A 23844-nucleotide genomic window follows, 5' to 3' on the forward strand; every position below is an offset into this window, starting at 1 on the left:
TCATGCACATCACGGAATTCACGCCCTTCGCCGGAACCATCGGCGGGGTTCTGATCGGCTTGTCGGCCGTCGTGCTGCTCGCATCCGCAGGACGGATTGCAGGTGCGAGCTTCATCTTCAGCGGAATGTTCGCGACGCGCTTCGACGAAGACGTTGTCTGGAAACTCATGTTCACGGTGGGCCTGCTGGCGGGTGCAGCATTTGCGGGGGCGTGGGCGGGTTCAGTGGACATCAGCTTTCCATCCGGCATGACAATGACCGTGGTGAGCGGACTTTTCGTCGGCATCGGCGTCACGCTTGGCAACGGTTGCACCTCCGGGCACGGCATCTGCGGTCTCGCGCGATTTTCGCTGCGCTCGCTGGTGGCCACCCTCACCTTCATGGCAGCAGCCATCATGACCGTATTTGTCATGCGCCACGTGCTGGGAGCGGCATGATGCGCAATCTTCTCACGCTTGTGAGTGGCCTGCTTTTTGGCCTTGGCGTCACCATCTCCGGCATGGTCAATCCCATGAAGGTCTTGAACTTCATGGATATCACCGGCGCTTTCGATCCCACCCTGCTCTTCGTGATGGGCGCTGGCCTCGCCGTGACGGTGGTGGGTTACCGCCTTGTGCTGCGGCGGCAGACGCCGATATTCGCGGACCGGTTTCATCTGCCCGAGATCACCGCGATTGATGTGCGGCTGCTGGGTGGCGCTGCACTGTTTGGCATCGGTTGGGGCTTGAGCGGTTTTTGCCCCGGCCCCGCCATCGCAAGTCTCGTCTTCGGCCAGATGCAGAGCATCGCCTTCGTCGCCGCCATGGCAGTGGGGATGGTCGTCACGCGCGCCTTCACCCGCAAGCTCACCTGATCACAGGCGCTGGTAGCGCTGCATCAACGCCATGACGTCGGCATGCGGGAGGGCGATGGAGCGCGCACCATCTCGCCCCGTCATGGTGTCATTGGCGATCATGGAATCGATGACGGCCTCTTCCGTTGCTTCTGCCACGGCACGGAACAGGCCATCCATCGCGCCGTTGCCGAGGTAGTCCGCCTGCCGCAGTGCGGCGCGCGACTGATGTGCCTCCGCATTCGCAGTGGAAAATGCGAGGAAGATGTCGCCTGAACTGTTGTTGCCGACAGTGCCCGTGCGCGCCAGCCCCACGGGCACGCGCCGCGCCAGACGCTTGAGCTGGTGCGGCTGCAGCGGCGCATCCGTCGCGATGATGGCAATCACCGAGCCCTGGTCCTTGCCGCGCAACTGGTCGTGCAGGATGTGGGCCCCCACCGGCACACCGAGCAGCGTGAAGTCCTGACGCCGGCCGAAATTGGATTGCACGAAGACGCCAAGCGCATAGCGCCGCCCCTCGATCTCCACGAGACGCGAAGCGCTGCCGTTGCCGGCCTTGAAATCATAGGTAATCATGCCCGTGCCGCCACCCACGCTGCCCAGTTCCAGCGCGCCGCCCCGCGCCCCGTCAAGTGCCGCCATGGTGTGTTCGGCGGTCACATGGAAGCCGTTGATGTCGTTCAAATCGCCGTCATAGGTTTCCGCTGCCACGGGAAGTCCCCAGTCCTGCCCCGTGCCGATCTTGCGTTCCACCATCCAGCGGATCGTGGCATCGCGCGTGATGCCGCAGGAATGCGTGTTGGTGATTGTGATGGGCGTCTGCAACTCACCTGCTTCCTCGATCCACACGAGGCCGGTCATTTCGCCGTTGCCGTTGAATGAATAGGATCCCGCCGCACATGGAACATGCGCGCCCGCGCGTCCACGCGGCAGGATGGCGGTGACACCGGTGCGGATCGGTCCTTTGCCCACCACAAGCCGGCCTTCACCCGCGATCAACGTGGTCAGCCCCACTTCCACTCCAGCCACATCAGTGATTGCATTGAACTTCCCCGGCTCGCCCGGGAAGGGCAATCCAAGCCCGCGCCCGCGCAGATGGCCCGTTGGCGTTTTCTTCCAATGGATCGAAGACATGCGGCTCTCCTTGAGTTGCGGCGGCCAACCCGCTTTAAGGGGCCTATGGTTGCTGAATCGGTTGCGCATTTCAAGGAAGCTCTCATTGTTCTCGGCACGGCGGGTGTTGCCATTCCGCTGCTGAAACGCATCGGCATCAACAATATCCTGGGCTTCATGCTGGTGGGCGTGCTGCTGGGGCCGCAGGTGCTCGGGCAACTCGCGGTCTATTGGCCGTGGCTTTCCACATTGGCGATCGTCAACGGCACATCCATTGCCGCTTTGGCGGAACTGGGCGTTGTGTTCCTGCTCTTCCTGATTGGGCTGGAGTTGTCTCCGGAACGCCTCCTCACCATGAAGCGGCTGGTTTTCGGGCTGGGCGGCTTGCAGGTGCTGGCATCGGTGTTGCTGTTGACGGGTGCGGCCCTTCTGCTCGGCTTCACGCAACAGCAGGCACTGGTGATCGGCATGGCGGTGTCGCTGTCATCGACAGCGATTGTCGTGCAGATGTTCTCGAGCGAAAAGCGGCTGGGCTCCCAGGCCGGTCGCACAAGTTTTGCTGTCCTGCTGTTCCAGGACCTCGCCATCATTCCGATGCTGATCCTCGTCGGCATTATGTCACAGCCAGCGGGTGGCAGCCTTGTCACCAGCATCGGCCTCGCCTTCGTGCAGACAGCCGCAGCCGTCGCCCTGATCGTTGCGGTCGGACGATATGCGCTCCGCCCCATCCTCAAATTGGTGACGCTGAGCGAGAGTCCCGAGTTGTTCATGGCGGCAGTGCTCTTCATCGCCATCGGCACCGGCGCCATCGCCACAGCGGCGGGACTGTCGATGTCACTCGGCGCCTTTATTGCCGGCCTCATGCTCGCGGAGACGGAATACCGCCGTGCCGTGGAAGCCATCATCGAACCCTTCAAGGGCCTGCTGCTCGGCCTCTTCTTCCTTCTGGTGGGCCTCGGCCTCGACATGCATGGCATCCTTGCGGATCCGTGGCGGATTCTGGGTGCGGCCGCTGCACTTGTGCTCATCAAGGCCGCATTGATTTTCGGACTGGCCCGCGCCTTTCGCGTGGCGCGGCATGCGGCAGTGGAGACAGCATTCCTGCTCGGCCCATGCGGCGAGTTCGCCTTCGTCATCATCGGCTCCGCCACGGCCCTCGGGCTGGTGACGGGCGCCGACATGAGCAGCGTGCTTCTGGTCGTGTCGATCACCATGTTCACCCTGCCGCTGATCGGACGTGCCACAAGGCCCGTGGTGAATTCCCTGCGCAAAAACGCCACGGCCACCCAACTGCCGCCGCCCGCCGTGCCGGAAGGCGAAGAGCCGAAGGTCATCATCGCGGGCTTTGGCCGCGTCGGCTCGCTCATCGCCTCGATGCTGGAGGAACATGGCCTCAGCTATCTCGCCATCGACCAGGATGTGCAAGCCGTCAGCCAGCACCACAAGGATGGCAGGAACGTTTTCTACGGCAATGCCGCCGACCCCGTGTTCCTCGCCAAGTGCGGACTTGAAACCGCCCAGTCGTTGGCAGTCACCATGGACAACCCGGCAAAGGCGGAGGAAATTGTTCGCATCGCCCGCAAGGAAAATCCGAAACTCAAGATCATCGCGCGCGCCAGAGACGAGCGTCATGCCATGAAGCTGTATCTCGCAGGCGTGACCGAAGCAGTTCCGGAAACCATCGAGTCGAGCCTGCAACTGGGAGAAGCGCTGCTGGTGGAAACCGGTGTACCGATGGGACTGGCGATTGCAGCCGTACACGAGCGCCGCGATGGTTTCCGCAAGCTGCTCGGGCGTCCCAACCGCCGCGAGGCGGTCAGCGAGGCGCGCCGCAAACTGCGCAATCGCCTGCCGCGCAATCCGTCACGGTAAGGTTCAGAACTGCTTTTCGGGAACGCGCACGCGAAGCCCGTCGAGGGCATCCGTCACCTTGATCTGGCAGGAGAGCCGCGAGTTGTCGCGCACCTCGAAGGCGAAATCGAGCATGTCCGCCTCCATCGCATTGCGTGTGCCAGTCTTTTCCACCCACTCCGGCTCCACGTAAACATGGCAGGTGGCGCAGGCGCAGGCGCCACCACAATCCGCATCGATGCCCGGCACCTGGTTCTTGATCGCGGTTTCCATCACCGTCATGCCGGGGACGCCGTTGGTTTCGATCTCGGTGCCGTTGAACTGGATGAATGTGATCTTCGCCATAACCCTGCCGGTGCAATGAAATTTTGCGGTCTCTTAGGAGAACTGCCTGCGGCTGGCAACCACGCAGACGAGGACGAGCCCTGCGCAGGGCGCGCTGCCCTCAATCGCAGAATGGCCGAACCGCGTCGCCAAAGGCCCGGGCCTCCGCCTCGAAGGCGGCCAGGATTTCGTCGCGCAACGCCGGGTCCTGCGGTGATCCTGCGAGCTCCCACTCCGAAGCCATCTGCGCCATGCGCGATGCACCGACGGATGCGGCGGCGCCTTTCAAGGTGTGGGTCAGGAAACGCCATGCCGTCGTCGTCATCGGCCGAGACAGAGCATTGCGCGCGTCTTTGACCTGTCCGAGGAAAAGCTGAATGATCTCGCGCTGCAGGTCGGCATCGCCGAAGGTCTGGCGGGCAAAATGTCCCTCATCGAATGTGACGCGCTGGACCAGTTCTGGTTGCGATGCTGAAAACTCGTAATTGACGGCGGACAATGCGATTTCCCCTCGGCCTGGAACCCGAAATCTGCCGTAAAGACAATGAAATAGAGTGAAGTACTATGGTTGAGGGGAAGTTTCCCGAATCGAATCAATTCGCTCCACATTTTTAACCAAACTTTCATTTACCCCCAGATGCCGGCCTGCAAAGGGTTCAAGCAACGGACTCATTAGGTTAATATGGTGGCAATGCCCGGATCAGGCGGTGGCCCCGCAACGCATTGGTTTCGCGTTGAGGTTGTCTGATGGGTGGGGACAATAGTCGCGGCAAGTCTGTGACGTAACGAGTGCGGGTGAGAGCATGGCGAAGAATTCTTCTGACAAGGGACGCAGGGAACGGTTTGCTGCCCTGCAGGCCGAAAGTGATCGCCCCGCCACGGCGGCCGAACCACAGATTCGCAGCCGGCCCGCCAATGAGAACGATCCTGCCACAGCCATGATGCTGGCGCGCCTGCGCCGGCAGCCCAGCTACAACGTCTATGTGCCAGCGATTGTGATTTCGATCGTCTGGGGCTTCCTCTTCCTGATCGCCAACCGGACCATGGTTGTCGATTTCATCAACGGCCGCATTGCCGCGGACACCAATGTGCTTGCCATGGTGCTGCTGCTGTTCGGGCCGATGGCCGTCGTGTTCACCCTCTCCTATTACCTCTGGCACGCCCAGCGCATGCGTCAGGTCTCTGAAATTCTCGTGCAATCGTCGGTGCGTCTGCTTCGTCCGCAGGATGTTGCGGCCGAGGGCCTGACCTCGATTGCGCAGAATGTGCGCCATGAGGTCGATCTGCTTGTCGGCGGCGTGGAGCATGCCTATCAGCGCGCCGCCGCCCTCGAGGAAATCGTTCACAAGGAAATCTCTGCTGTCGAACGCGCCTTCGGTGCCAATGAAGACCGCATCCGCAGTTTGGTGAACGGCCTGGAAACCCAGCGTGCAGCGCTGCAGCAGACGAGCCAGCTTGTCGGTGGCGAAGCAGCGCCCCTGCTGCAACGCCTCGAAAGCAACACCAACAATCTGAGCCAGGTCATCAATGTGGCCCTCTCGACCTTCTCGCGCCTTGAAGATGGCCTGAAGGGTTCCACCGTTGAACTTGCCCGCACCATTGAAGATGTCTCCACCCGCGCTGCCATGGCCGGCCAGGAAATCGGCGGCCACTCCTCCCAGTTCGAGCGCATGTCCACCATGCTACTCAACGACTTCCGAGGCTTCTCCACGCAGCTTCAGGACTACGTGCAGATCCTGAATGCCGCCGCCAACACGCTGGGCAGCGAGTCGCGCAAGTTCGGCGGAGAGGTGAAGGGAATGGAAGCCAACCTCATCCAGCTGATGCGCCAGAGCGCCGACCAGATCGCCATGGCCAACAACGATGTGGGCGCCACGATTGAACGCCTGAGCGGCGCCAGCGCCAGCCAGATCAAGCTGGCCGCCGGCGAACTGCAGCAGACCGTGGGCAGCATCAGCGATAACATCGGCTATCATCTGAAGGCCACGACGAGCGAGATCGCCAGCCTGATCGAGCGCGCAGGCATCGATACCTCGCAGAAGATCGAGGACAGCCGTGCCCAGGTGACCCAAGGCCTGCAGAACGTTTCCGCTGACTTCATCAACCGTGTCGCCCAGTCGCGCACCGACCTCACGACATTCGTCGACCAGGCGGCCTCGCAGATCACGGGCAATTTCGACAACGCCACGAACCGTCTCGCCGACCGCATCAATGTTGCGGGCACGCAAATTCTTGCGGGCCTCGACCAGTCCGGCAACCAGTTCCTGTCGCAACTCGACTCGTCCGGCGCCACCTATGCGACACGGATCGAGCAGGCATCTTCGGCCCTCAGCTCCCACATCGCCGACCAGGCCAATGCCATCTCTGACACGATGCGCAACGCCACGGATTCACTCACCAACACCTTCGATGCGACGTTCGGCAGTGCGATTTCGAAGTTCGACACTTCGGCGGCCCAGATCGGAAAGCGTATCGACGACCACGCCAATTCCTTCGTGGCAACGATGCGCGATGCCTCGGCAGAACTCACAGGCACCTTCGACTCGACTTATGGCGGCGCCATCGACCGCTTCGACAAGACCGTGTCCCATCTCACCGGAACGGTGGACAACCATGCGCAGAGCCTCTTGCAGGCCATGCGTGAAGCCACGGGTGAACTCACCGGCGGCTTCAATTCCAGCTACGCCGATGCCATCGGCAAACTTGACAGCACTGTTGCCGCGCTCAGCGGCAATATTGACCAGCGTACCAACACCCTGGTCGAAACCCTGCGCGGATCGGCCGAACAGCTGACGGAGAATTTCACCGGTCAGTATGCGGACGCCATCGGTAAACTTGACAGTACCGTTACCGCGCTCAGCGGCAATATTGACCAGCGCACCAATACCCTGATCGATAACCTGCGCGGATCGGCCGAACAGCTGACGGAGAATTTCACCGGTCAGTATGCCGACGCCATCTCCAAGCTCGACAAGACGGTGTCCGGCATCAACACCACCATCGACAGCCACACCGGCACCTTCGTGACCGCACTCCGTGACGCCACGACTGCCGTCACGGGCTCCTTCGAGACAACCTACAACAGCGCCGTGGACCGCCTCGACCGCACGGGCGAGACATTTGGCCAGCAGGTGACGCAGTATTCCAACACGCTCATGGGCGCGATGAAGGATGCGAGCGAGCAGATCAACAATTCCATGGCGGGCTCGGTTACCAATACGCTCGACCGCATGGATAACCATGCCGCGGCACTGGGCGCGCACATCGAAAAGCATGCCAATTCCATCACCGGCACGCTCAAGACATCCACGGAATCGCTGACGACCACCTTCAGCGGCGCGTTCTCCCAGGCCATGGGCACGTTCGACAACAGTCTCAGTCTTGCCGTCAGCAAGCTCGAGAACGTCTCGGGCGCCACCTCGCAGAAGATCAGCGAAGTCACGTCGCTCGTGTCGCACCAGCTTCAGTCGACAGGCGCCAGCGTCAACGACATCCTCGTCGCGACCAGTGGCACCATCGCCTCGCACCTCAAGGAGACCTCCGAGATCGTCAGCCACCAGATGCAGGACTCAGGTCTCGCCCTCTCGGCATCGATCGAGAACTCCGGCGGCGTTGTCACTGACCGCCTCATTTCGATCTCCGGCGAATTCATGGACAAGCTGGGCACGGCCCGCGACGGCATGATCCAGGTTCTGGAGAGCTCCGCTGGCAGCCTCACTGACAGGCTCAAGGACACCTCCATGCAGCTCTATGGCCGCCTGGAGCAGACCTCGCTGCACATCAACGACCAGCTTGAATCGGTTGCCCTGCGCATCAACGAGAACATCGATGCCACGGCTGGCGTTGTCACCACGCGCGTGGCGGATGTGACGCAGTCTCTGACCAGCAAACTCGACGTCTCTTCGAGCCAGCTCGGCAATCTGCTGGAGGCCACCGAGGCCCGCCTCGGCGGCCAGTTGGAACAGGCAACATCCGACCTCACCAACCTGTTCACCAGCAACACCAACCGCATGGCCGACAACCTCACGGAAACGGCCCGCGACCTTGGCGAACGGTTCGACATCGCGTCGGGTCACCTGGAACGCGTCACCAGCGACGTCACCAACCGCCTTACAAGCAGTTCGGACCGCTTTGTCACCTCCATCGACCAGGCATCGACCGAAATGGAATCGACATTCGGCAAGGCGCAGAACGCCTTCGCCGAAGGTCTGGGCAATACTGCCATGGAGATCAAGGGCCGCTTCGAACAGGAAACCGGCCTGCTCTCCGACCGCATCGACCGCGCCGCGACAGAGTTCACGGCAGCGGCGGATGCATCGACTGGCAAGATCGACGAAGCCCACCGCAAGTTTTCGCATCACATCGAGACGGCCAACACCTATCTGGCCGACCAGCTGGCCTCCGCGGCAGGCGACATCGACCAGCGTCTGGAAAGCATTTCCATGCAGCTCACGGGCAAGCTGGAAGTGACGGGAACGCGCATTTCGGAACGCCTCGACGACGTCACCTCGCTGGTGGATCGCTCGATCGACAAGTTCAACGCCGAAATGGAACGCATGCTGTCCAACCGCCGCGAGGTGCTCGACAGCCTGATTTCCGAAACATCGCGCCGCGCCGGCGAGGTGGACCAGGTCATGTCCAGCTACATGAACATGATCGAGGAATCGCTCAATGCCGCCGAAAACCGGTCGCGCGACATCAGCCGCGTGGTCAGCGAACAGACCAACGTGGCGATCGCACGGCTGGAAGAAGAGTTGAAGCGCCTCGAAGGTTCGTCTTCGGGCCAGGTCAACCAGGCCGCCCGCCTGTTGCGCGAGCAGCATGAACGCGCCCTCGCCAGCATGAATGAAATGCTGTCCTCGACGGCCAGCGATTTCCAGCAGACGGCACAGGACATGCGCATTACCGCCCAACAGGTGGTGAAGGACATCGACTCGGCGCGCAATGAACTGAAGCGGGCCGTCATCGACCTGCCGGAAGAGACGCGTTCCAACGCCGACGCCATGCGCCGCGTGGTTGCCGACCAGATTGCGGCTCTTAACGCCCTCTCGGACGTTGTTCGCCGGCAGAGTGGAACACTCGACTTCTCGACACCATCCACATCCTACACACCCAGTTATGGAGGAGGCGGCGGGCGAACACCGCCGGGGTCCTCCCCGGGAAAATCTGAGGGCGCCGCGTTCTCCGCTCCTGCCTCCGGAACGCCCAGCGCCCTGAAAAAAGATCCGGAGCGGATCAGCGACCGCAACGAGCCGCGCAACCAGGGGCTTGAAGGCACCATGGCCCAGATCGCGGCCAGCGTCGAAGCCCTGGCTGGTGGCAAGCCGCAACAGCGTGCGCCCGCCCGCCCGGCAGCGCCCCCTGCGCGTGCCGCCGACACCGGCGCCATCGCCAAGGAGATTTCCACGGCGACGCAGAAGCTGCACGGCTCTTCCCGCGAAATCGTGGAAGCTGTCGACGGTGGCCTGCCCCGCGACCTGGAAAAGCGCTACGGCGGTGGCGAGAAGGGCATCTACACCCAGCGCCTGCACGACAGCCGTGGCAAGCGCAACGTGAAGAACCTCACCGCTCGCTATGCCGAGGAACGTCTGCTGCGCAGCCGCATCAACGGATACATCCGCCTCTTCGAGCGGCTGATGGATACACTGGCCGAACTGCCCGGCGGCAGCGCCACCATTGATGAGGTGCTCGCCTCGCAAAGTGGTGAGGTTTACCTCATGCTGGCGGAAGTTTCCGGCCGCGTTCAGAACCAGTGAGGATGTCATGACGGCCTTCGCCCTCTCGGCGCGTCATGAATCCTGGCCGCTGGAGCAACCCTTCACCATCTCGCGTGGGACAAAGACCCATGCGGATGTGGTTGTGGTGACGCTCGAGAAGGATGGAATCACGGGTCATGGCGAATGCGTGCCCTATCCGCGCTACGGAGAAACCGTACAGCAGGTGCTGGAAGCGCTTGCCCGCTGCGGCGGTGGCGACATCAGCTTCGACGGAATCGCGGCGATGGAGTTGCCCTATGCAGCCCGCAACGCCCTTGATTGCGCGCTGTGGGATTGGACGAGCAAGACGCAAGACACGCCCGCCTGGACCCTCGCCGGGATCGCCGAACCGCAACCGCTGACCACGGCCTTCACGATTAGTCTCGCGGACGCGGATGTGATGGCGCAGGCAGCCGCCGCTGCACGCCGCCCCCTGCTCAAGTTGAAACTGGGGAAGCCGGGCGACGATTTCCGCCTCGCCGCCATCCGCGATGCCGTTCCCGATGCGCGGTTGATCGTGGACGCCAATGAGGGCTGGTCCGCCGAGGTTCTGCCATTGATGCTGCGTGCCTGCCGCGAGGCACAGGTGGAACTGGTGGAGCAGCCCCTTCCTGCCGGAGCCGATGAAGCCTTGCAGGACATCTCCCGCGACTGCCCCATCTGCGCCGATGAATCGGCCCACGGACTTGAATCGCTGGACACAGTGGCTGCGCGCTACGACGCGATCAACATCAAGCTCGACAAAACGGGCGGACTGACACCTGCCCTCGCCCTGGCGAAAGCCGCAGAACTGCGGGGTCTGGAGATCATGGTGGGAAGCATGGTCGGCACATCACTTTCCATGGCACCTGCAACACTCGTGGGACAGATGGCGAAAGTCGTGGACCTGGATGGCCCTCTGCTTCTGCGGAAAGACCGCGAACCCGGAATTCCCTTTGAGGGAAGCCTCATGTATCCGCCGCCGCGCGCACTCTGGGGCTGACGCGAAGCAGCGGAATTGCGGCAAGTAACGCCACGAGCGATACGCCTGCCATCACCAGATAAGTTTTCGACCCGATGGAATGAAACAGCGGTCCCGACGCCCAGATGGAAGACGACATGAGGATGCCGCCAGCCAACGCTGTGTTCAGGGCCTGGGCGCGATTTCGGATGCGTTCAGGTACCATCAGACGGATCATGTGCATGGTGCCAAGATGCGTCATCGCGAAGGAGGCGGCATGCAGGGCCTGCAGCACCATGATGACGGGCATGGATTCCACGAAGGCAAGAAGGCTCCAGCGCAGGATGCCGCCGCTGATGCCGGCAAGGAAGATGGGGCCTGGCCCAAAGCGCTCCACCACCCGGTTGGAAAAGGCAAGCAATGTCACCTCCGCCATTACCGCCACGGTCCACATCAGGCCAATGATCGCGGGGCTGAAACCCAATTGCTGCCAATGCATCGAACTGAAACTGTACATCATGCCGTGCGAAGCCTGGGCCGTCCCTGCCACGAGCAGGAAAAGCGTGAAGCTCGTGCCAAACAGAAACCGTCCTGCGCCCATCGATGAAGCGGATTTCGGCTTTGGTGATTTCAACACGGTGGGCTCGGGCGGCAGCAGCAGGGCCGCAAGTGTGGCGAGGCCGAAGGCACCTGCCAACAGCCACGCCGTATCCAGCGGATCGAGGTGGCTGAGCAGCAATCCGGACCCCAGGCTTCCGGACAGGAAACTGAGGGATGCCCAGAGACGGATCCGTCCGTAGTCGAGCCCCAGGGCCGCACTGGCATCGACGCTGTAGCTCTCCGAAAGCGGGAACACGGGCGCGAAAAAGAAAGACGCCAGGAGTGCCACCGCGGCGATGGCTCCGAAGCCACTCACCAGTCCCAGAGACAGGTAGGACAGGAAAGACACCGCAGCACAGCCGATGATCACCTGCCGGCGCAACCGGAAGTGATCCGCGATCCAGGCAAACAGCGGAGCCGAAACCGTCCGGATGGCCATCATGCCCGCAACAATCGCGGCAATGCCGGAAGGATCAATGCCCTTGGCGGACAACCACAGGGGCAGGAACGGCAATTGCACGCCGCTGCCCAGCATCATGAGCGCATAGGCTATGGAAAAGCGGAGGCTGAAACGGCGGGGCGACATGCGAAACGGGCGTCTAAACCCAATATTCACCACTTTCCACGAATATCACCGCATGTGAGCCCTGCGCCATGGTGCCGGGCAGTGTGTGGAGTTGCGTAATGTCAGACCAGGACCCGTCGTTGAACTTTGAGGACCTGCTGGAGACCGTCAAGGAGTCGGAACGCGGGCGCTGGTTTGTCCGTGAATTCGAAACCCGGTTGCGCAAGTCGGACACAGGCAACATCCTCTCCGCCATTCAGAAACTGGAAGGTGTCATTGCCAGTCAATCCCCCACGGGAATTGATGGCGCACTTGTTGCGAGGGCCCGCTCGGCCATCGCCACCGCGCGGCGCGAAATCGCGGGGCTTGACAGCAGCAAGCAGCAACTCTCTGACGAGGGTCGCCTGTTCGCCAAGCTGTCGGACATGGCGCGATCAGCATTTTCAGAAACCAATCCTGGTGCCTCCCTGGTGAACGCCGGTGTCAGCCGCGCCCTGCTCCTCGTTGATCAGTTGGACCAGGATTTTGGCCCGGCTTCCCTGCCGGAGGCAAAGACAACCTATTTCCCGCCCGAGGCCGGTGTTTTCGAAACGCCCGCCCCTGAACCGCGCAAGACAATAGCCGCGCCGGCGTCCTTGCCCGCAGCCGCCACAAAGGACGTGGAGCGCGGTGCCCGTCTCGTCATCCGCAAGGCAGGTGAGGCCGCGCCGGTTCCAGCCGAAGACGCGCTATCCGTTCAACCTGTTCCCATGATCAGCGAAGCGGCCGCACCCCCCGCGGCAGAAGTCACACTTCTGATCCCTGCGGTCAGCAAGACCTCGCGCGTGGTCATCATCCGCCGCAAGCCGGAGGAACTGCTGGACGTTCCGCTGGTGGACGAGGCAGAAACGGGTAACGCTGCCTGATAGTCCGGGCTTAAGACCTCATTCACCAAGTTGCGCGACTCTGTGCGCCAGCGACACTTCTCGGGGACCATCGTGCCTTCCAACTGTTTCACGCGCCGCAATATTCTCGCCGGGTTGGCCGCAAGCCTCGCGGCTCCCGCATGGGCGCAAGGGGAACAGACAGGCTCAATCGCGGCCATGGGTGCAGTTGCCGCCAACCCCGGCAAACTGGCAACCCGCACCGCTGTGATTGCGGACCGCAACGAGGCCGCCATGGTGACGCGCGGTTCTGAAGAGGCCATGCAGGGCGCGATCGCCATGTACGAAGAGATCGTGGCGCAGGGCGGATGGACGAAACTCCCCAATGCAAAACTGGACAGGGGCGCGAAGTCGAAAGTCGTCGTAAAACTCCGCGAACGCCTCGTACGGGAAGGTTACCTTGATCTCGACAATCTCGGCGTGGCTGCGCCCGATGCGTTTGATGACGACCTGGCGCGCGCGCTGAAATCCTTTCAATACAACCACGGTATCTATACCTCGGGCAAAGTGGAGAGCCGCACCTATGCGGCCTTGAACATGCCGGCGGAACACCGCCTCTTTCAGTTGCAGGACAATCTCCCCCGCGTTCGCGCGTATGGCGAGGGGCTGGGCAGCCGCAACATCCTCGTCAACATCCCGTCGGTGCAGCTGGAAACGGTGGAAGATGGCATCGTCTTCGCCCGGCACAATGTCGTGTGCGGAAAGCTGGAGCGGCCGACACCGACGCTGGCCAGCAAGGTCAGTGACGTGACCTTCAATCCCTATTGGAACGCCCCCGCCTCCATCGTGGCGCGCGACATTCTTCCCAAGTTTCTCGAAGATCCGGGTTACCTTGACCAGATGCGCATCCGCGTGTTCGATGGCGTCGGCGGTCCCGAGATCGATCCCCGCAGCGTGGATTGGTATTCCGCCGCACCCGACCGCTACCATTTCCGCCAGGAGCCCGGCGAACACAATTCACTTGCCACAGTGAAGGTGAATTTCGCCAACAAGTTCATGGTCTATATGCACGACACGCCGCACCGCGAATTGTTCGCCATCAATGCGCGCTACGAGAGCTCCGGTTGTGTTCGCGTTGACCAGGTGCGCATGTTCGTGGATTGGATCCTCGCCGGGCAGGACGGCTTTGACGAGGCCCAGTTCGAGATGATCACGGCAAGCGAGGAGACGTTCCCCATGCCGGTGAAAAGCCTGGTGGACGTGCGCTTCATGTACCTCACGGCCTGGGCCACCGAGGATGGCCGCGTGAACTTCCGTCCCGACGTCTACAAGCTCGACGGCAAGGAGTTCGTCTTCGGGCAGCCTGAACCCGTCGCGGAAATGTGATTGCTTGAATGACGATTTGGCCCGCATTATCTGCGGACCATGGATTACGCCACCGACTTCCACTTTGTCTTCGGCAAGGGCACGAGCCTCGCCCGTCCCCTGCTCCTCCTTCACGGAACGGGAGGCAATGAACACGACCTTCTGGGACTTGCCGAAGCGGTGGCGCCCGGCCGCACCGTCTTGTCGCCCCGTGGCAAGGTTCTGGAAAACGGCATGCCGCGCTTCTTCCGCCGCTTTGCAGAGGGGCGCTTCGATGAGGATGACATTCGTCTGCGATGCAGTGAACTGGCGGCCTTCATCAAGGGTGCCGTCGCTCATTATGGTATTGCGGCACCCATGGCCCTTGGATTTTCCAACGGTGCCAACATCGCGGCGGCGCTGCTGGTGCTGCATCCCGAAGTCCTGAGTGGCGCTGTCCTCCTGCGCGCCATGGTTCCGTTTGCAGCAATGCCGGCGTTCTCGTTGCCGCGAACACCCGTCTTGTTGCTGTCTGGCCAGGACGACCCGATGATTCCGCTCACTGGCGCCAATCGCCTGGCGGGCGATCTGCGCAAGGCCGGCGCAGAACTGACCCACGAAATTATGCCTGCGGGGCACGGCTTGACTGCAGCCGATCTCACGCACACCAGCCGTTTCCTAGCGGCACAGGAGTAACACCCATGCAACTCAACGGATTTCACCATCTCACGGCCATCACGGCTGATGCGCCGCGCAATCACGCCTTCTATACGCAGGTACTCGGACTTCGCCTTGTGAAGAAGTCTGTGAACCAGGACGACGTGCGCGCCTATCACCTGTTCTATGCCGATGGCAAAGGGTCGCCCGGCACCGACATCACCTTCTTCGATTGGCCCGCACCGCGCGAGCGCCGCGGCACACACTCCATCTGCCGCACCGGTTTTCGCATTCAGGGCGAACAGGCGTTCAGCTTCTGGGTCGACCGCCTCAAGGTCCACGGCGTAGCTGTTGGCTCGCCTGCGGAGAAACACGGCCGGCTCACGCTGGACTTCGAAGACTTTGAAGGACAGCGGCTCAGCTTGGTGGCGGACGAAAGCGATACGCCCTTTGCCGTATGGGACAAAAGCACAGTGCCTGAGGCCCATCAGATTCGAGGCCTGGGACCCATCTCACTGAGCGTACCCGACATCGCGCCAACAGAGGATGTGCTGACCAAGGTCATGGGCATGACCAGGCGTGGCACGGACGGCAACACGCACGTCTTTGCCATGAAGGGCAAGGGACCGGTTGCCGAACTGCATGTGGTGGAAGAGTCCGGGCTAGCCCCCGCCCAGCAAGGCGCGGGCGGCGTGCATCACGTGGCCTTCAACGTGCCCATGGCCGACTATGGCGCCTGGGCTGACCGGCTTCGCACGCTGCGCGTGCCCAATTCAGGACCGGTGGACCGCTACTGGTTCAAGAGCCTCTACTTCCGGGAGCCCAACGGCATTCTTTTCGAAATTGCCACCGATGGGCCAGGCTTCCAGGCCGACGAGCCAATGGACAAATTGGGGGAAACCTTGTCGCTGCCGCCATTCCTCGAAGGCCGCCGCGCCCAGATCGAGGCGGGATTGAAGAAACTCTAGTTTCGAAGGTCCGGGCATTGCAGCGTTGACGGCGATTGCTGCCCCGGCGAGGTCCGTGACAGGAATGTTTCCGCCATGGAGATGTTGTGCTGCATCACCTCCAGTTCCTTGCGGTGTTCGGCGATGCGATCCGCCAGAAAATTCAGGAACGCCGGCGTCTTCAACGCGGCCTCTCCATCGAGGAGTGCGGAATTGATGATGTGGCGGATGTCCTTGACGTTCACATGCAGTGAACGAAGGGCCCTGATCAGCTTCAGCTTGAAGATGTCGCAAGACCGGAAGACGCGAAGACCACTCGCCCGTGCCGGACTAAACAATCCCATCTTTTCATAAAAACGGATGGTCTTGGCTTCGATGCCGACGACGGCTGCGGCTTGCCCGATGGTGAAAAGCAAGTCCGCAGTAGGCTCGCCCGATTCAACTAGGGCATCAGTAAGTAAAGGTATGAACACACGATCGTCCTCCAGAAATGGGCCGTTGCCCCCGGCCGTTTGCTTGGAAACCAGAACTTGTAGGGTAATAATACCAGATGTTCCTTCAAAACGGAAGAAATATTCCACTTATATCAGCCGCAAAGTTTCCTCATGGTCCATGAATAAATTCTATCTGAAGAAATAAAAGACAAATTGAAATTCCACATGTTGGAATATTTATTCAATACCTGCGGGTGCACAGTAGGTGGAAGCTCACGCTGCCGTTGAAATGAGAAATAATTCAGCGACCGAGAGATTGTGCTGCAGGATTTCAACTTCTTTGCGTTGACGCATCAGCTGTTCTTCCACGAGCTTGACAAGGCACGGCGAATGTTGTGCGGCGCGGCTCTCGAAATGTGCGCAGGTCATCACGCGCTTGATCTCTTTCACACTTACGCCCAAAGCCCGCAGCATCTTTATGACACGGAGAGCAGCAATATCCTCGAACCGGAAGATGCGTGTGCCGCTTGCGCGGGAGGGATGAAACAATCCGGCCTTCTCATAGAAGCGGATGGTCTTGGCCTAGATGCCGACAATCCGCGCTGCCTCTCCGATGGTGCAGAGATCGCGCGACTCTGCTGTGGCATCCTCGACGATGGGATCAGAAAGCAAACGGTCGAACACGCGGCGTTCCTCCTGCAATGAACGGGATGCAACTATCGCACAGACACACCGGATGAATTGATAGACATCAAACGCCATATCGAATGCAGCCTGGCATTGAATAAGTGTCAAAAATTGCCCCGACGACGTTTATTTTCGAACAACGATACAATTATCTAACGTTGTCTTTTTCACTGCCTTCAAGCAGTTCGAGAACAGTTCAACAAGGTTGAACATCTTCCACATGGTTCATGCAACTCATTGTAATATAACGACAAAAGCACTTCGTCTAAGCATCTGTTAATAAATTGGCCTTACACCCCCAGTCATGAGCGAAGCGTCCTGGAGAATATTCCGTTGATTTTGATCGTCGAGGAAAGTGCCCAGCATGCGCGCAAGATCCACGCGGAGATGCGCAATCACGGTTATTCTATTGAACGTATCGCGCCCGACGAATTGTATGAGGGGTGGCTTGAACTTGTCCGTTCACAAATCGAAGCATTGGACCTCGTCGTCATTGGCGCCGTGAGCAACAGCATTCCGCTGACACGCCACGCCAAGCGCTCCTTTCCGGTTCCCGTGATTGCCACTGTATCCGGATCAGATCCTGAATTGGCCGCGGCCCTCTTCGATGCAGGCGCAGATGACGTCGTGCACGAGACGGTCGCGCTCAGCGAACTGCTGAAGCGGCTGCACCGCCTCAACCGGAGCCAGGCAGACGCCACGGCGCCTGCCTGGCAAGACGGACGGCTCGCCGTTTTCGATGACGGCTCAGAACCGCTCGTCAACGGCAAGCGCATGCAACTGCCACGCCGCGAACAGCGCATCCTGGAATTTCTCGCAAAGCGCCACACCTGCCGCGTGACGCGCGAACAGATTTTTTCCGCCGTGTACGGATTATCCGAGGTGGACGCCCACGAGACGGCGATCGATACGCATCTCTGCAGGTTGCGAAAGAAGCTGAAGCTGGAACTGGGCTACGATCCCATCTCCAGCCTGCGCCACCTCGGTTACAAACTTGTCGGCGGCCGCCGCGCAACTGAAACGGAGCAAGCAGAGACGGCACAGTGAGTCTGAGCGCGCCATCATGATCTTCACCACACCATCTTCCCGCAAGCAGGTATTGTTGTAGTCTATTCAGTACTCATTTGCGTTGAGCCCCGGCAAGTCTCCGTCCTTGCCGGGGCTTTTTCTTGCCGACGGGAAAACGTGCGTCAATTTGGCTCCCGCTTTTGCTCCCGATGCAATCCCCACGCAAAGTCCGCGTGCTTGAAGAATGCAACAGAGGAGATTTTCCGTGACGATGCTCAAGACGAAACCGATCAACGACGATTTTGCTCCCGACATTGAGGCTGATGAATGTGAACCCGGCCAGCAACGACTGGCCTTTTTCAAGGCATTGCGCCGCTTGCGCAATATCCTGGAGGCGGAATACTGGCTGCTGAACCAGGGGATCAAATATGAAGAGACGTTTCTCGTCGTGAAGAAGTCCATGCTGTTCGATACGCTTGTCGATCTCGAACCGGAAATGGATCACACGGCATTCAGTCCAGCCGAGATGGACGATCTCCTGTCGACGCGGGAACTCGCAACCAATTGCCGCGCCCTCATGATGCCCGCCGCATAGGAGGAGGCTGCGATGAAGAACCACAAAAACATGCAGGCAGTGTTGAGCTATCCCGCCCGGCAAGAGCCCGCGGAAGCCAACTCGTACAGTCTCTATGAATTGCCGGTCATCATTCTGCTCGCTGCCATGAACCTCATGGTCTGGACATTGCTGATGCGCTTCCTGGCCTGAAGTCTATGGCAGGTTGTCGCGCATGAAGATGTCGATGCGGATGCGTTCCTGCGCTTCAACAAGTGGCGCATTGTCCGCCTTGGCGATCAGCACGCGCACGGCCGAGCGCACTTCATGGCCCGCGTCCTGATTGATGATGGCATCGATTGTTCCGCGGATGAGAGCCTTGCGTGAGCCTTCCGTCACTTCGTGGGCAATGAAGACCACGTCGCCTGCCCGCCCGGACGATTCAAGTCCTGCGACGATGCCTTTGGTGCCACCGCCCACGTTGTAGATGCCGATCACATCGGGATGTTCCTTGATGAGTTGCGCCGTCAACTCGGCACTCCGCTCAACATCATCCCGGGACTCACGTACGGGAAGAATCTGCAGCCCCGGAAATTCATGTGCCATCACCTGCTCGAAGCCGAATTGGCGCTCGATGTGGTCGCGCAACGATAGTGAACCGGCGAAAAGCCCGATCTTGCCTTTCTGTCCGCGCAGGAACCGGCCCATCAGGCCAGCAGCCGTGCGGCCGGCCGAAGAATTGTCGATGCCGGCAAAATGCGTCCGCTTCGATCCCGGCACGTCGGACACAAGGGTGACGACAGTCTTGCCGCGTGCAACGAGTGCGTTGATGGCCTCACGGACTGCCGGGTGGTCCAGCGCCACGACGGCAACGCCATCCACGTCGTCGCGCATGTCGTCCAGAACCTGTGCCAGCAGTGGGCCGTCAAAGACGTCCACCTTGCGCACAAGAATGGTGACACGCTCCGACGCCATGCGCCGCGCTGCATCTTCCACTTCCGCAGCAATGGATTGCATGAATTCACCAGCCGTCGTGGGCAGGATGAACCAGAGACGGTAATCCTTGCCGCGTGCCAGCCGTGCCGCGATGCGGTCGGGCTGGTAGTTGAGTTCGCGGATGGCTGTCTCGACCTTCTCGACGGTCAACGCCTTGACGCCGGGCCGCCGGTTCAAAACCCGGTCGATGGTGGCGACACTGACCCCTGCCCTGCGGGCCACGTCCTGAATCGTGATCTTGCTCATGCAATCGCACTCATGGGCCATTTTCCGGGGCTGTTCAAGCTGGGGTGGCAGACCTTGTCAAACGCGGGCAACTGCGGCATGCCCTGCCACCATGGCTCATCCTCTCAAGCTCGCCGCCGACATTGGCGGCACCTTTACCGATATTGTCCTCGAACAGGCAAACAGGCGCTGGAGCGGCAAGCTGCTGACCACCACGGCCGCACCCGAAGTCGCTGTTCTGGAAGGCGCCTTGGGCCTCATCGCCGAGGCAGGCTTCAAGCCGGAAGATGTGGACGTCTTCATCCACGGCACCACATTGGCGACCAATGCGCTGATTGAACGCAAGGGAGCCGTCACTGCCTTCATCACCACGGAAGGCTTCCGCGACGTGATCGAGCAAGGCTACGAGAAGCGGTTCGACCACTACGACCTGATGATCGACCGGGCGGAGCCTCTGGTCCCCCGCCATTTGCGTCTCACCATCCGCGAACGCCTCGCGGTCACGGGTGAGGAACTGATCCCGCTGGATGAAGCAGCGGTGCAGCAGCTGGCACAGACCATCACCGCCGAGGGCGCGGGCGCCGTCGCGATCGGTTTCCTCCATGCCTATGCCCACCCCGCCCACGAGGAACGTCTGCGGGCGCTTCTGAAGCCCCTGCTGCCGCCCGATGTGACCATCTGCATCTCCAGCGAGGTCGCACCGGAAATTCGTGAATACGAGCGCTTCTCCACCACCGTTGCCAATGCCTACGTGCGGCCGTTGATGGCAGGTTATCTGCACCGCCTGCAGCAAGGCCTCGCCAAGGCCGGGCTGAACGCGCCCCTCTACCTGATGATGTCCGGCGGCGGGCTGACCATGCTGGAGACGGCCGCACGCTTCCCGATCCGCCTCGTTGAGTCCGGCCCCGCTGGCGGCGCCATCCTCGCGAGCCGCATCGCCCACCAGTGCAAATTGCCGGAAGTCGTCTCTTTCGACATGGGCGGCACCACTGCCAAGATCTGCCTGCTGAGCGGCGGCGAGCCGGAACGCGCCCACCGCTTCGAGATCGCTCGCGCCTATCGCGACATGAAGGGCTCGGGCATTCCCGTCCGCATTCCCGTGATCGAGATGGTCGAGATCGGTGCCGGCGGCGGCTCCATCGCCCGCGTCGACAAGCTGGGCCGCCTCACCGTGGGGCCGGACAGCGCCGGTTCTACCCCTGGACCTGCGGCCTATGGCCGTGGCGGCACGAAGCCCACCGTGACCGACGCCAACATCGCGCTCGGCAAGATTGATCCCGCCTTCTTCGCCGGTGGCAAGATTGCGCTCGATGAGGGTGCGTCGGTTGGGGCGCTGGCCGCGGAGATCGGCAAGCCGTTGGCGCTGGAGGCCCATTGGCCTGCTGCGGGCGTGGCCGAGATCGTCGAGGAGAACATGGCGAACGCCGCCCGCGTGCACGCCATTGAACGCGGCAAGGATATTGCCTCGGCGACCATGATCGCCTTCGGTGGCGCGGCCCCGCTGCATGCCTGCCGCCTCGCCGAGAAGGTCGGCATCAACCACATCATCGTGCCGAAGGGTGCGGGTGTGGGTTCGGCCATCGGCTTCCTGCAGGCGCCCATCGCCTATGAAATCACCCGCAGCGCCATCATCGGCCTTGATGACTTCGATGCCGGCCGCGTGAACGCATTGCTGCACCAGATGGTGCGCGATGCCACCGCCGTGGTGAAGCCCGCCATCGGCACCGCCAAGCCCACCGTGAAGATCGTCGCCGATGGCCGCTACGTGGGCCAGGGCCATGAGATCCAGATCGCCATTCCCGTGCGCACGCTGAACGCCAGGGATGGTGCAACGCTCAAGGCCGCCTTCGAACGCGCCTATGAGACGGTCTATGGCCTCACCATTCCGCACCAGCAGGCGGAAATCACCACCTGGTCGGTGACGGTATCGTCCACGGTGAAGCCGCCGGCGCCTGCCCGCAAGGCGCCGCGCCGGTCATCAGGCAGCCCCAAGCATTCCCGCAAGGTCTTCGACGGCAAGTCGGGCAAGCTGTTGCCGACGCCCGTGTACTGGCGCTTCGATCTCGCCCCCGGCGCCACGCTGAAGGGACCCGCCATCATCGCCGAGCACGAGACATCGACCATCGTCACATCCGGCTTCACCGCCCGCATCGACTCGGCCGGCTACATCCATCTGGAGCGCACGAAATGAGCAAGCAGGCATCCCGGCGCGTTGCGCCCAAATCGACTCCTGCCAGCGCCCGCAGTGCGCTGGAGGCCATTCGCACACAGGTGATGTGGAACCGCCTGATTGCCGTCGTCGAGGAGCAGGCGCAGTCGCTGCTGCGCACCGCCTTCGGCACCATCACCCGCGAGGCGGGCGACCTCTCTGCCGGCGTCTATGACGTCAACGGCCACATGATCGCGCAGGCGATGACCGGAACGCCGGGCCATGTGAACACCATGGCGACGGCGGTGGCGCACTTCTTCAGGAAGTATCCGCCCGCCACGATGAAGCCCGGCGACGTCTTCGTCACCAACGATCCCTGGCTCGGCACCGGGCATCTGTTCGACTACGTGATGATGACGCCCGTGTTCCTCAAGGGCAAGCTCGTGGCCTTCTTCGCCTCCACCTGCCACGTGATCGACGTGGGCGGCGTGGGCATGACGGCCAAGGGCAACTCCTCCTTCGAGGAAGGCACGCTGGTGCCGCACCTGCCCATCCGCAAGCAGGGCGTGATCAACGACGAACTGATGGATGTGATCCTCGCCAATTCGCGCAGCCCCGTGGAGGTGAAGGGTGATATCCTTTCGCTTATCTCCGCCAACGACACGGGCGCCCGCCGCCTCGTCTCCATGATGGAGGAATTCGGCCTCACCTCCATTGACACGCTGGCGAAGCACATTCTCACCCAATCCGAAAAGGGCGCGCGCGAAGCGATCAAGGCCCTGCCCGAGGGCGAATGGTCCTACGAAATGCCGCTCGACGGCTACGAGCGCCCGCTCACCCTCAAGTGCAAGCTCATCATCAAGGGCGGCAAGATCACCATCGACTACACCGGCTCCTCGCCGGCCTCGCTCTTCGGCATCAACAGCCCCCGCACCTACACGCTCGCCTACTCCGTCTTCGGCCTCAAGGCCGTGATTGCGCCGCATGTGCCCAACAACATCGGCTCGCTCTCGGTCTTCGACATGGTGACCGAACCCGGCACGGTGATCGATCCCGTCCGCCCCTCGCCCGTGACGGCGCGCCACGTGATCGGCCAGATGCTGGCGGATTGCGTCTTCGGCTGCCTCGCGCAGGCGCTCCCCGGCAAGGTGCCCGCCGAAAGCGCGGGCCCCCTGTGGATGCTCTCATTGTATTCCGCCCACGGGCGCGTGGCCGCCGAAGTGACGCGCGATGCCACGCCCTTCAGCGTGATTTCGATCGGCCTCGGCGGCATGGGCGCACGCCCCGGCAAGGACGGCATCTCGACGATGGCCTTCCCGAGCGGCGTGGGCGCGATCCCCGTCGAGATCACCGAGGGCCAGTGCCCGCTGTGGTTCCGCGAGAAGCAATACCTCGCAGGCTCCGGCGGCGAGGGCGAGTATCGCGGCGGCCTCGGCCAGCGCATCGTCATCGAGAACCGCGAGCCGGTACCCTTCGTCATTTCCGCTGGCACGTTTGATCGCATCAACAGCCCCGCCCAGGGCCGCGACGGCGGCAAGCCAGGGCGCAATGGCGTGGCCAGGTTCGGCTCCGGCGCAAAGCTGCCCGACAAGGGTCTGCACATCGTTGCCGCAGGCGACGCGCTGGTGGTGGAACTGCCGGGCGGCGGCGGCTTCGGCGACACCACCCGCCGCGACCCCGCCCGCATCGCCGCCGACAAGCGCGCCGGACTGGTCTGAGGTCGCGGGCCCTCACCCTCCCCATCGTGCGGGCGGGATGACGAAGCGCGCGCACCCTTCACCTCTCCCGTGAGCGGGAGAGGACGCCGCAGAACGGCAGGTGAGGAACGTGTCACGGCGGCATGGGCAGCGGAGAAAAATGAGGAGGGTATGTTTCCCTCCCGGCATCACGCCTGCATGCAGTGGGAGTGGGTGGGGGTGTTCGGCGCAATGCCGGACCGGACCCGCCTTCGCGGGGCCGGACATCAGGAAACGCAGCGGTTTTGGCCCGCATGACAGACA

Annotated in this window: 21 protein-coding genes; 14 read left to right on the forward strand and 7 right to left on the reverse strand. The window is 61.8% G+C overall.

All coding sequences use genetic code 11. From position 1 onward, the window contains the following. Positions 1 to 2: 2 nt before the first annotated feature. Entirely contained in the window at positions 3 to 437 is a 435-nt protein-coding gene (locus IPM06_03215; protein MBK8769423.1) for a YeeE/YedE family protein, read from the forward strand. Continuing rightward, positions 437 to 853, forward strand: a complete 417-nt coding sequence (locus IPM06_03220) for a YeeE/YedE family protein (GenBank protein ID MBK8769424.1) — start codon at positions 437 to 439, stop codon at positions 851 to 853. The genes IPM06_03215 and IPM06_03220 overlap by 1 nt, the downstream gene beginning before the upstream one ends. Here IPM06_03220 and IPM06_03225 read toward each other — a convergent pair whose 3' ends face one another. Further along, positions 854 to 1966, reverse strand: a complete 1113-nt coding sequence (locus tag IPM06_03225) for a P1 family peptidase (GenBank protein ID MBK8769425.1) — start codon at positions 1964 to 1966, stop codon at positions 854 to 856. Positions 1967 to 2011: 45 nt separating this feature from the next. On the opposite strand from IPM06_03225, the gene IPM06_03230 reads away from it, so the two are divergent. Further along, complete coding sequence (locus IPM06_03230; GenBank protein MBK8769426.1) at positions 2012 to 3817, forward strand: cation:proton antiporter; 1806 nt, start codon at positions 2012 to 2014, stop codon at positions 3815 to 3817. Positions 3818 to 3820: 3 nt separating this feature from the next. Here the strand turns inward: IPM06_03230 and IPM06_03235 are convergent, their stop codons facing one another. Both IPM06_03235 and IPM06_03240 read right to left on the reverse strand, forming a co-directional pair. Further along, entirely contained in the window at positions 3821 to 4141 is a 321-nt protein-coding gene (locus tag IPM06_03235; GenBank protein MBK8769427.1) for a 2Fe-2S iron-sulfur cluster binding domain-containing protein, read from the reverse strand. 100 nt (positions 4142 to 4241) lie between these two features. Beyond that, a complete protein-coding gene (locus IPM06_03240) occupies positions 4242 to 4619 on the reverse strand; it encodes an Hpt domain-containing protein (protein MBK8769428.1) in 378 nt (125 codons plus the stop codon). Positions 4620 to 4923: 304 nt separating this feature from the next. Here IPM06_03240 and IPM06_03245 point away from each other — a divergent pair, with 304 nt between their 5' ends. Both IPM06_03245 and IPM06_03250 read left to right on the forward strand, forming a co-directional pair. Then, complete coding sequence (locus IPM06_03245) at positions 4924 to 9876, forward strand: hypothetical protein (GenBank protein MBK8769429.1); 4953 nt, start codon at positions 4924 to 4926, stop codon at positions 9874 to 9876. Between the two features lie 7 nt (positions 9877 to 9883). Then, positions 9884 to 10858 (forward strand): dipeptide epimerase, encoded by a 975-nt coding sequence (locus IPM06_03250; protein ID MBK8769430.1) that lies wholly within the window; start codon positions 9884 to 9886, stop codon positions 10856 to 10858. On the opposite strand, the gene IPM06_03255 is transcribed toward IPM06_03250, so the two are convergent. Further along, a complete protein-coding gene (locus IPM06_03255) occupies positions 10824 to 12002 on the reverse strand; it encodes an MFS transporter (protein MBK8769431.1) in 1179 nt (392 codons plus the stop codon). The genes IPM06_03250 and IPM06_03255 overlap by 35 nt on opposite strands. Before the next feature lie 98 nt (positions 12003 to 12100). Between IPM06_03255 and IPM06_03260 the strand changes: the two genes are divergently transcribed. From IPM06_03260 to IPM06_03275, 4 genes are all read left to right on the forward strand, one after another. After that, positions 12101 to 12886 (forward strand): hypothetical protein, encoded by a 786-nt coding sequence (locus tag IPM06_03260; protein ID MBK8769432.1) that lies wholly within the window; start codon positions 12101 to 12103, stop codon positions 12884 to 12886. A gap of 72 nt (positions 12887 to 12958) precedes the next feature. Then, positions 12959 to 14230, forward strand: coding sequence for a L,D-transpeptidase family protein (locus IPM06_03265; protein MBK8769433.1), 1272 nt, complete (start codon positions 12959 to 12961; stop codon positions 14228 to 14230). Between the two features lie 39 nt (positions 14231 to 14269). Then, the gene (locus IPM06_03270) at positions 14270 to 14884 is read left to right on the forward strand and encodes an alpha/beta hydrolase (GenBank protein ID MBK8769434.1); all 615 of its coding nucleotides are present in this window, start codon (positions 14270 to 14272) and stop codon (positions 14882 to 14884) included. Positions 14885 to 14889: 5 nt separating this feature from the next. Beyond that, a complete protein-coding gene (locus IPM06_03275; GenBank protein MBK8769435.1) occupies positions 14890 to 15813 on the forward strand; it encodes a ring-cleaving dioxygenase in 924 nt (307 codons plus the stop codon). Here the strand turns inward: IPM06_03275 and IPM06_03280 are convergent. Together IPM06_03280 and IPM06_03285 are read right to left on the reverse strand one after the other, a co-directional pair. Next, positions 15810 to 16373 (reverse strand): MerR family transcriptional regulator, encoded by a 564-nt coding sequence (locus tag IPM06_03280; GenBank protein ID MBK8769436.1) that lies wholly within the window; start codon positions 16371 to 16373, stop codon positions 15810 to 15812. The two genes, IPM06_03275 and IPM06_03280, sit on opposite strands and share 4 nt — an antisense overlap. Positions 16374 to 16499: 126 nt before the next feature. Further along, entirely contained in the window at positions 16500 to 16775 is a 276-nt protein-coding gene (locus IPM06_03285; GenBank protein ID MBK8769437.1) for a MerR family transcriptional regulator, read from the reverse strand. A 471-nt stretch (positions 16776 to 17246) separates the two neighbouring features. Between IPM06_03285 and IPM06_03290 the strand changes: the two genes are divergently transcribed. The 3 genes from IPM06_03290 (at position 17247) to IPM06_03300 (ending at position 18687) form a co-directional block, all read left to right on the forward strand. Continuing rightward, positions 17247 to 17960 (forward strand): response regulator transcription factor, encoded by a 714-nt coding sequence (locus IPM06_03290; protein ID MBK8769438.1) that lies wholly within the window; start codon positions 17247 to 17249, stop codon positions 17958 to 17960. A gap of 226 nt (positions 17961 to 18186) precedes the next feature. Beyond that, on the forward strand, positions 18187 to 18516 hold the full coding sequence (locus tag IPM06_03295) for a hypothetical protein (protein ID MBK8769439.1): 330 nt from the start codon (positions 18187 to 18189) through the stop codon (positions 18514 to 18516). 12 nt (positions 18517 to 18528) lie between these two features. Continuing rightward, complete coding sequence (locus IPM06_03300; protein MBK8769440.1) at positions 18529 to 18687, forward strand: hypothetical protein; 159 nt, start codon at positions 18529 to 18531, stop codon at positions 18685 to 18687. Between the two features lie 3 nt (positions 18688 to 18690). On the opposite strand, the gene IPM06_03305 is transcribed toward IPM06_03300, so the two are convergent. Continuing rightward, on the reverse strand, positions 18691 to 19716 hold the full coding sequence (locus IPM06_03305) for a substrate-binding domain-containing protein (protein ID MBK8769441.1): 1026 nt from the start codon (positions 19714 to 19716) through the stop codon (positions 18691 to 18693). A 91-nt stretch (positions 19717 to 19807) separates the two neighbouring features. On the opposite strand from IPM06_03305, the gene IPM06_03310 reads away from it, so the two are divergent. Together IPM06_03310 and IPM06_03315 are read left to right on the forward strand one after the other, a co-directional pair. After that, a complete protein-coding gene (locus IPM06_03310; GenBank protein MBK8769442.1) occupies positions 19808 to 21886 on the forward strand; it encodes a hydantoinase/oxoprolinase family protein in 2079 nt (692 codons plus the stop codon). After that, positions 21883 to 23562, forward strand: a complete 1680-nt coding sequence (locus IPM06_03315; protein MBK8769443.1) for a hydantoinase B/oxoprolinase family protein — start codon at positions 21883 to 21885, stop codon at positions 23560 to 23562. Before IPM06_03310 ends, IPM06_03315 begins: the two co-directional genes overlap by 4 nt. Positions 23563 to 23844 lie beyond the last annotated feature (282 nt).

Source organism: Hyphomicrobiales bacterium, assembly GCA_016710435.1.
Classification (GTDB): domain Bacteria; phylum Pseudomonadota; class Alphaproteobacteria; order Rhizobiales; family Aestuariivirgaceae; genus Aestuariivirga.

Bases quoted from the DNA above. Each gene is read 5' to 3' on its own strand.
- IPM06_03250 (MBK8769430.1), top strand. From the start codon at position 9,884: ATGACGGCCTTCGCCCTCTCGGCGCGTCATGAATCCTGGCCGCTGGAG.
- IPM06_03310 (MBK8769442.1), top strand. From the start codon at position 19,808: ATGGCTCATCCTCTCAAGCTCGCCGCCGACATTGGCGGCACCTTTACC.
- IPM06_03215 (MBK8769423.1), top strand. From the start codon at position 3: ATGCACATCACGGAATTCACGCCCTTCGCCGGAACCATCGGCGGGGTT.
- IPM06_03260 (MBK8769432.1), top strand. From the start codon at position 12,101: ATGTCAGACCAGGACCCGTCGTTGAACTTTGAGGACCTGCTGGAGACC.
- IPM06_03235 (MBK8769427.1), bottom strand. From the start codon at position 4,141: ATGGCGAAGATCACATTCATCCAGTTCAACGGCACCGAGATCGAAACC.
- IPM06_03245 (MBK8769429.1), top strand. From the start codon at position 4,924: ATGGCGAAGAATTCTTCTGACAAGGGACGCAGGGAACGGTTTGCTGCC.
- IPM06_03270 (MBK8769434.1), top strand. From the start codon at position 14,270: ATGGATTACGCCACCGACTTCCACTTTGTCTTCGGCAAGGGCACGAGC.
- IPM06_03305 (MBK8769441.1), bottom strand. From the start codon at position 19,716: ATGAGCAAGATCACGATTCAGGACGTGGCCCGCAGGGCAGGGGTCAGT.
- IPM06_03300 (MBK8769440.1), top strand. From the start codon at position 18,529: ATGAAGAACCACAAAAACATGCAGGCAGTGTTGAGCTATCCCGCCCGG.
- IPM06_03220 (MBK8769424.1), top strand. From the start codon at position 437: ATGCGCAATCTTCTCACGCTTGTGAGTGGCCTGCTTTTTGGCCTTGGC.
- IPM06_03225 (MBK8769425.1), bottom strand. From the start codon at position 1,966: ATGTCTTCGATCCATTGGAAGAAAACGCCAACGGGCCATCTGCGCGGG.
- IPM06_03315 (MBK8769443.1), top strand. From the start codon at position 21,883: ATGAGCAAGCAGGCATCCCGGCGCGTTGCGCCCAAATCGACTCCTGCC.
- IPM06_03275 (MBK8769435.1), top strand. From the start codon at position 14,890: ATGCAACTCAACGGATTTCACCATCTCACGGCCATCACGGCTGATGCG.
- IPM06_03255 (MBK8769431.1), bottom strand. From the start codon at position 12,002: ATGTCGCCCCGCCGTTTCAGCCTCCGCTTTTCCATAGCCTATGCGCTC.
- IPM06_03230 (MBK8769426.1), top strand. From the start codon at position 2,012: ATGGTTGCTGAATCGGTTGCGCATTTCAAGGAAGCTCTCATTGTTCTC.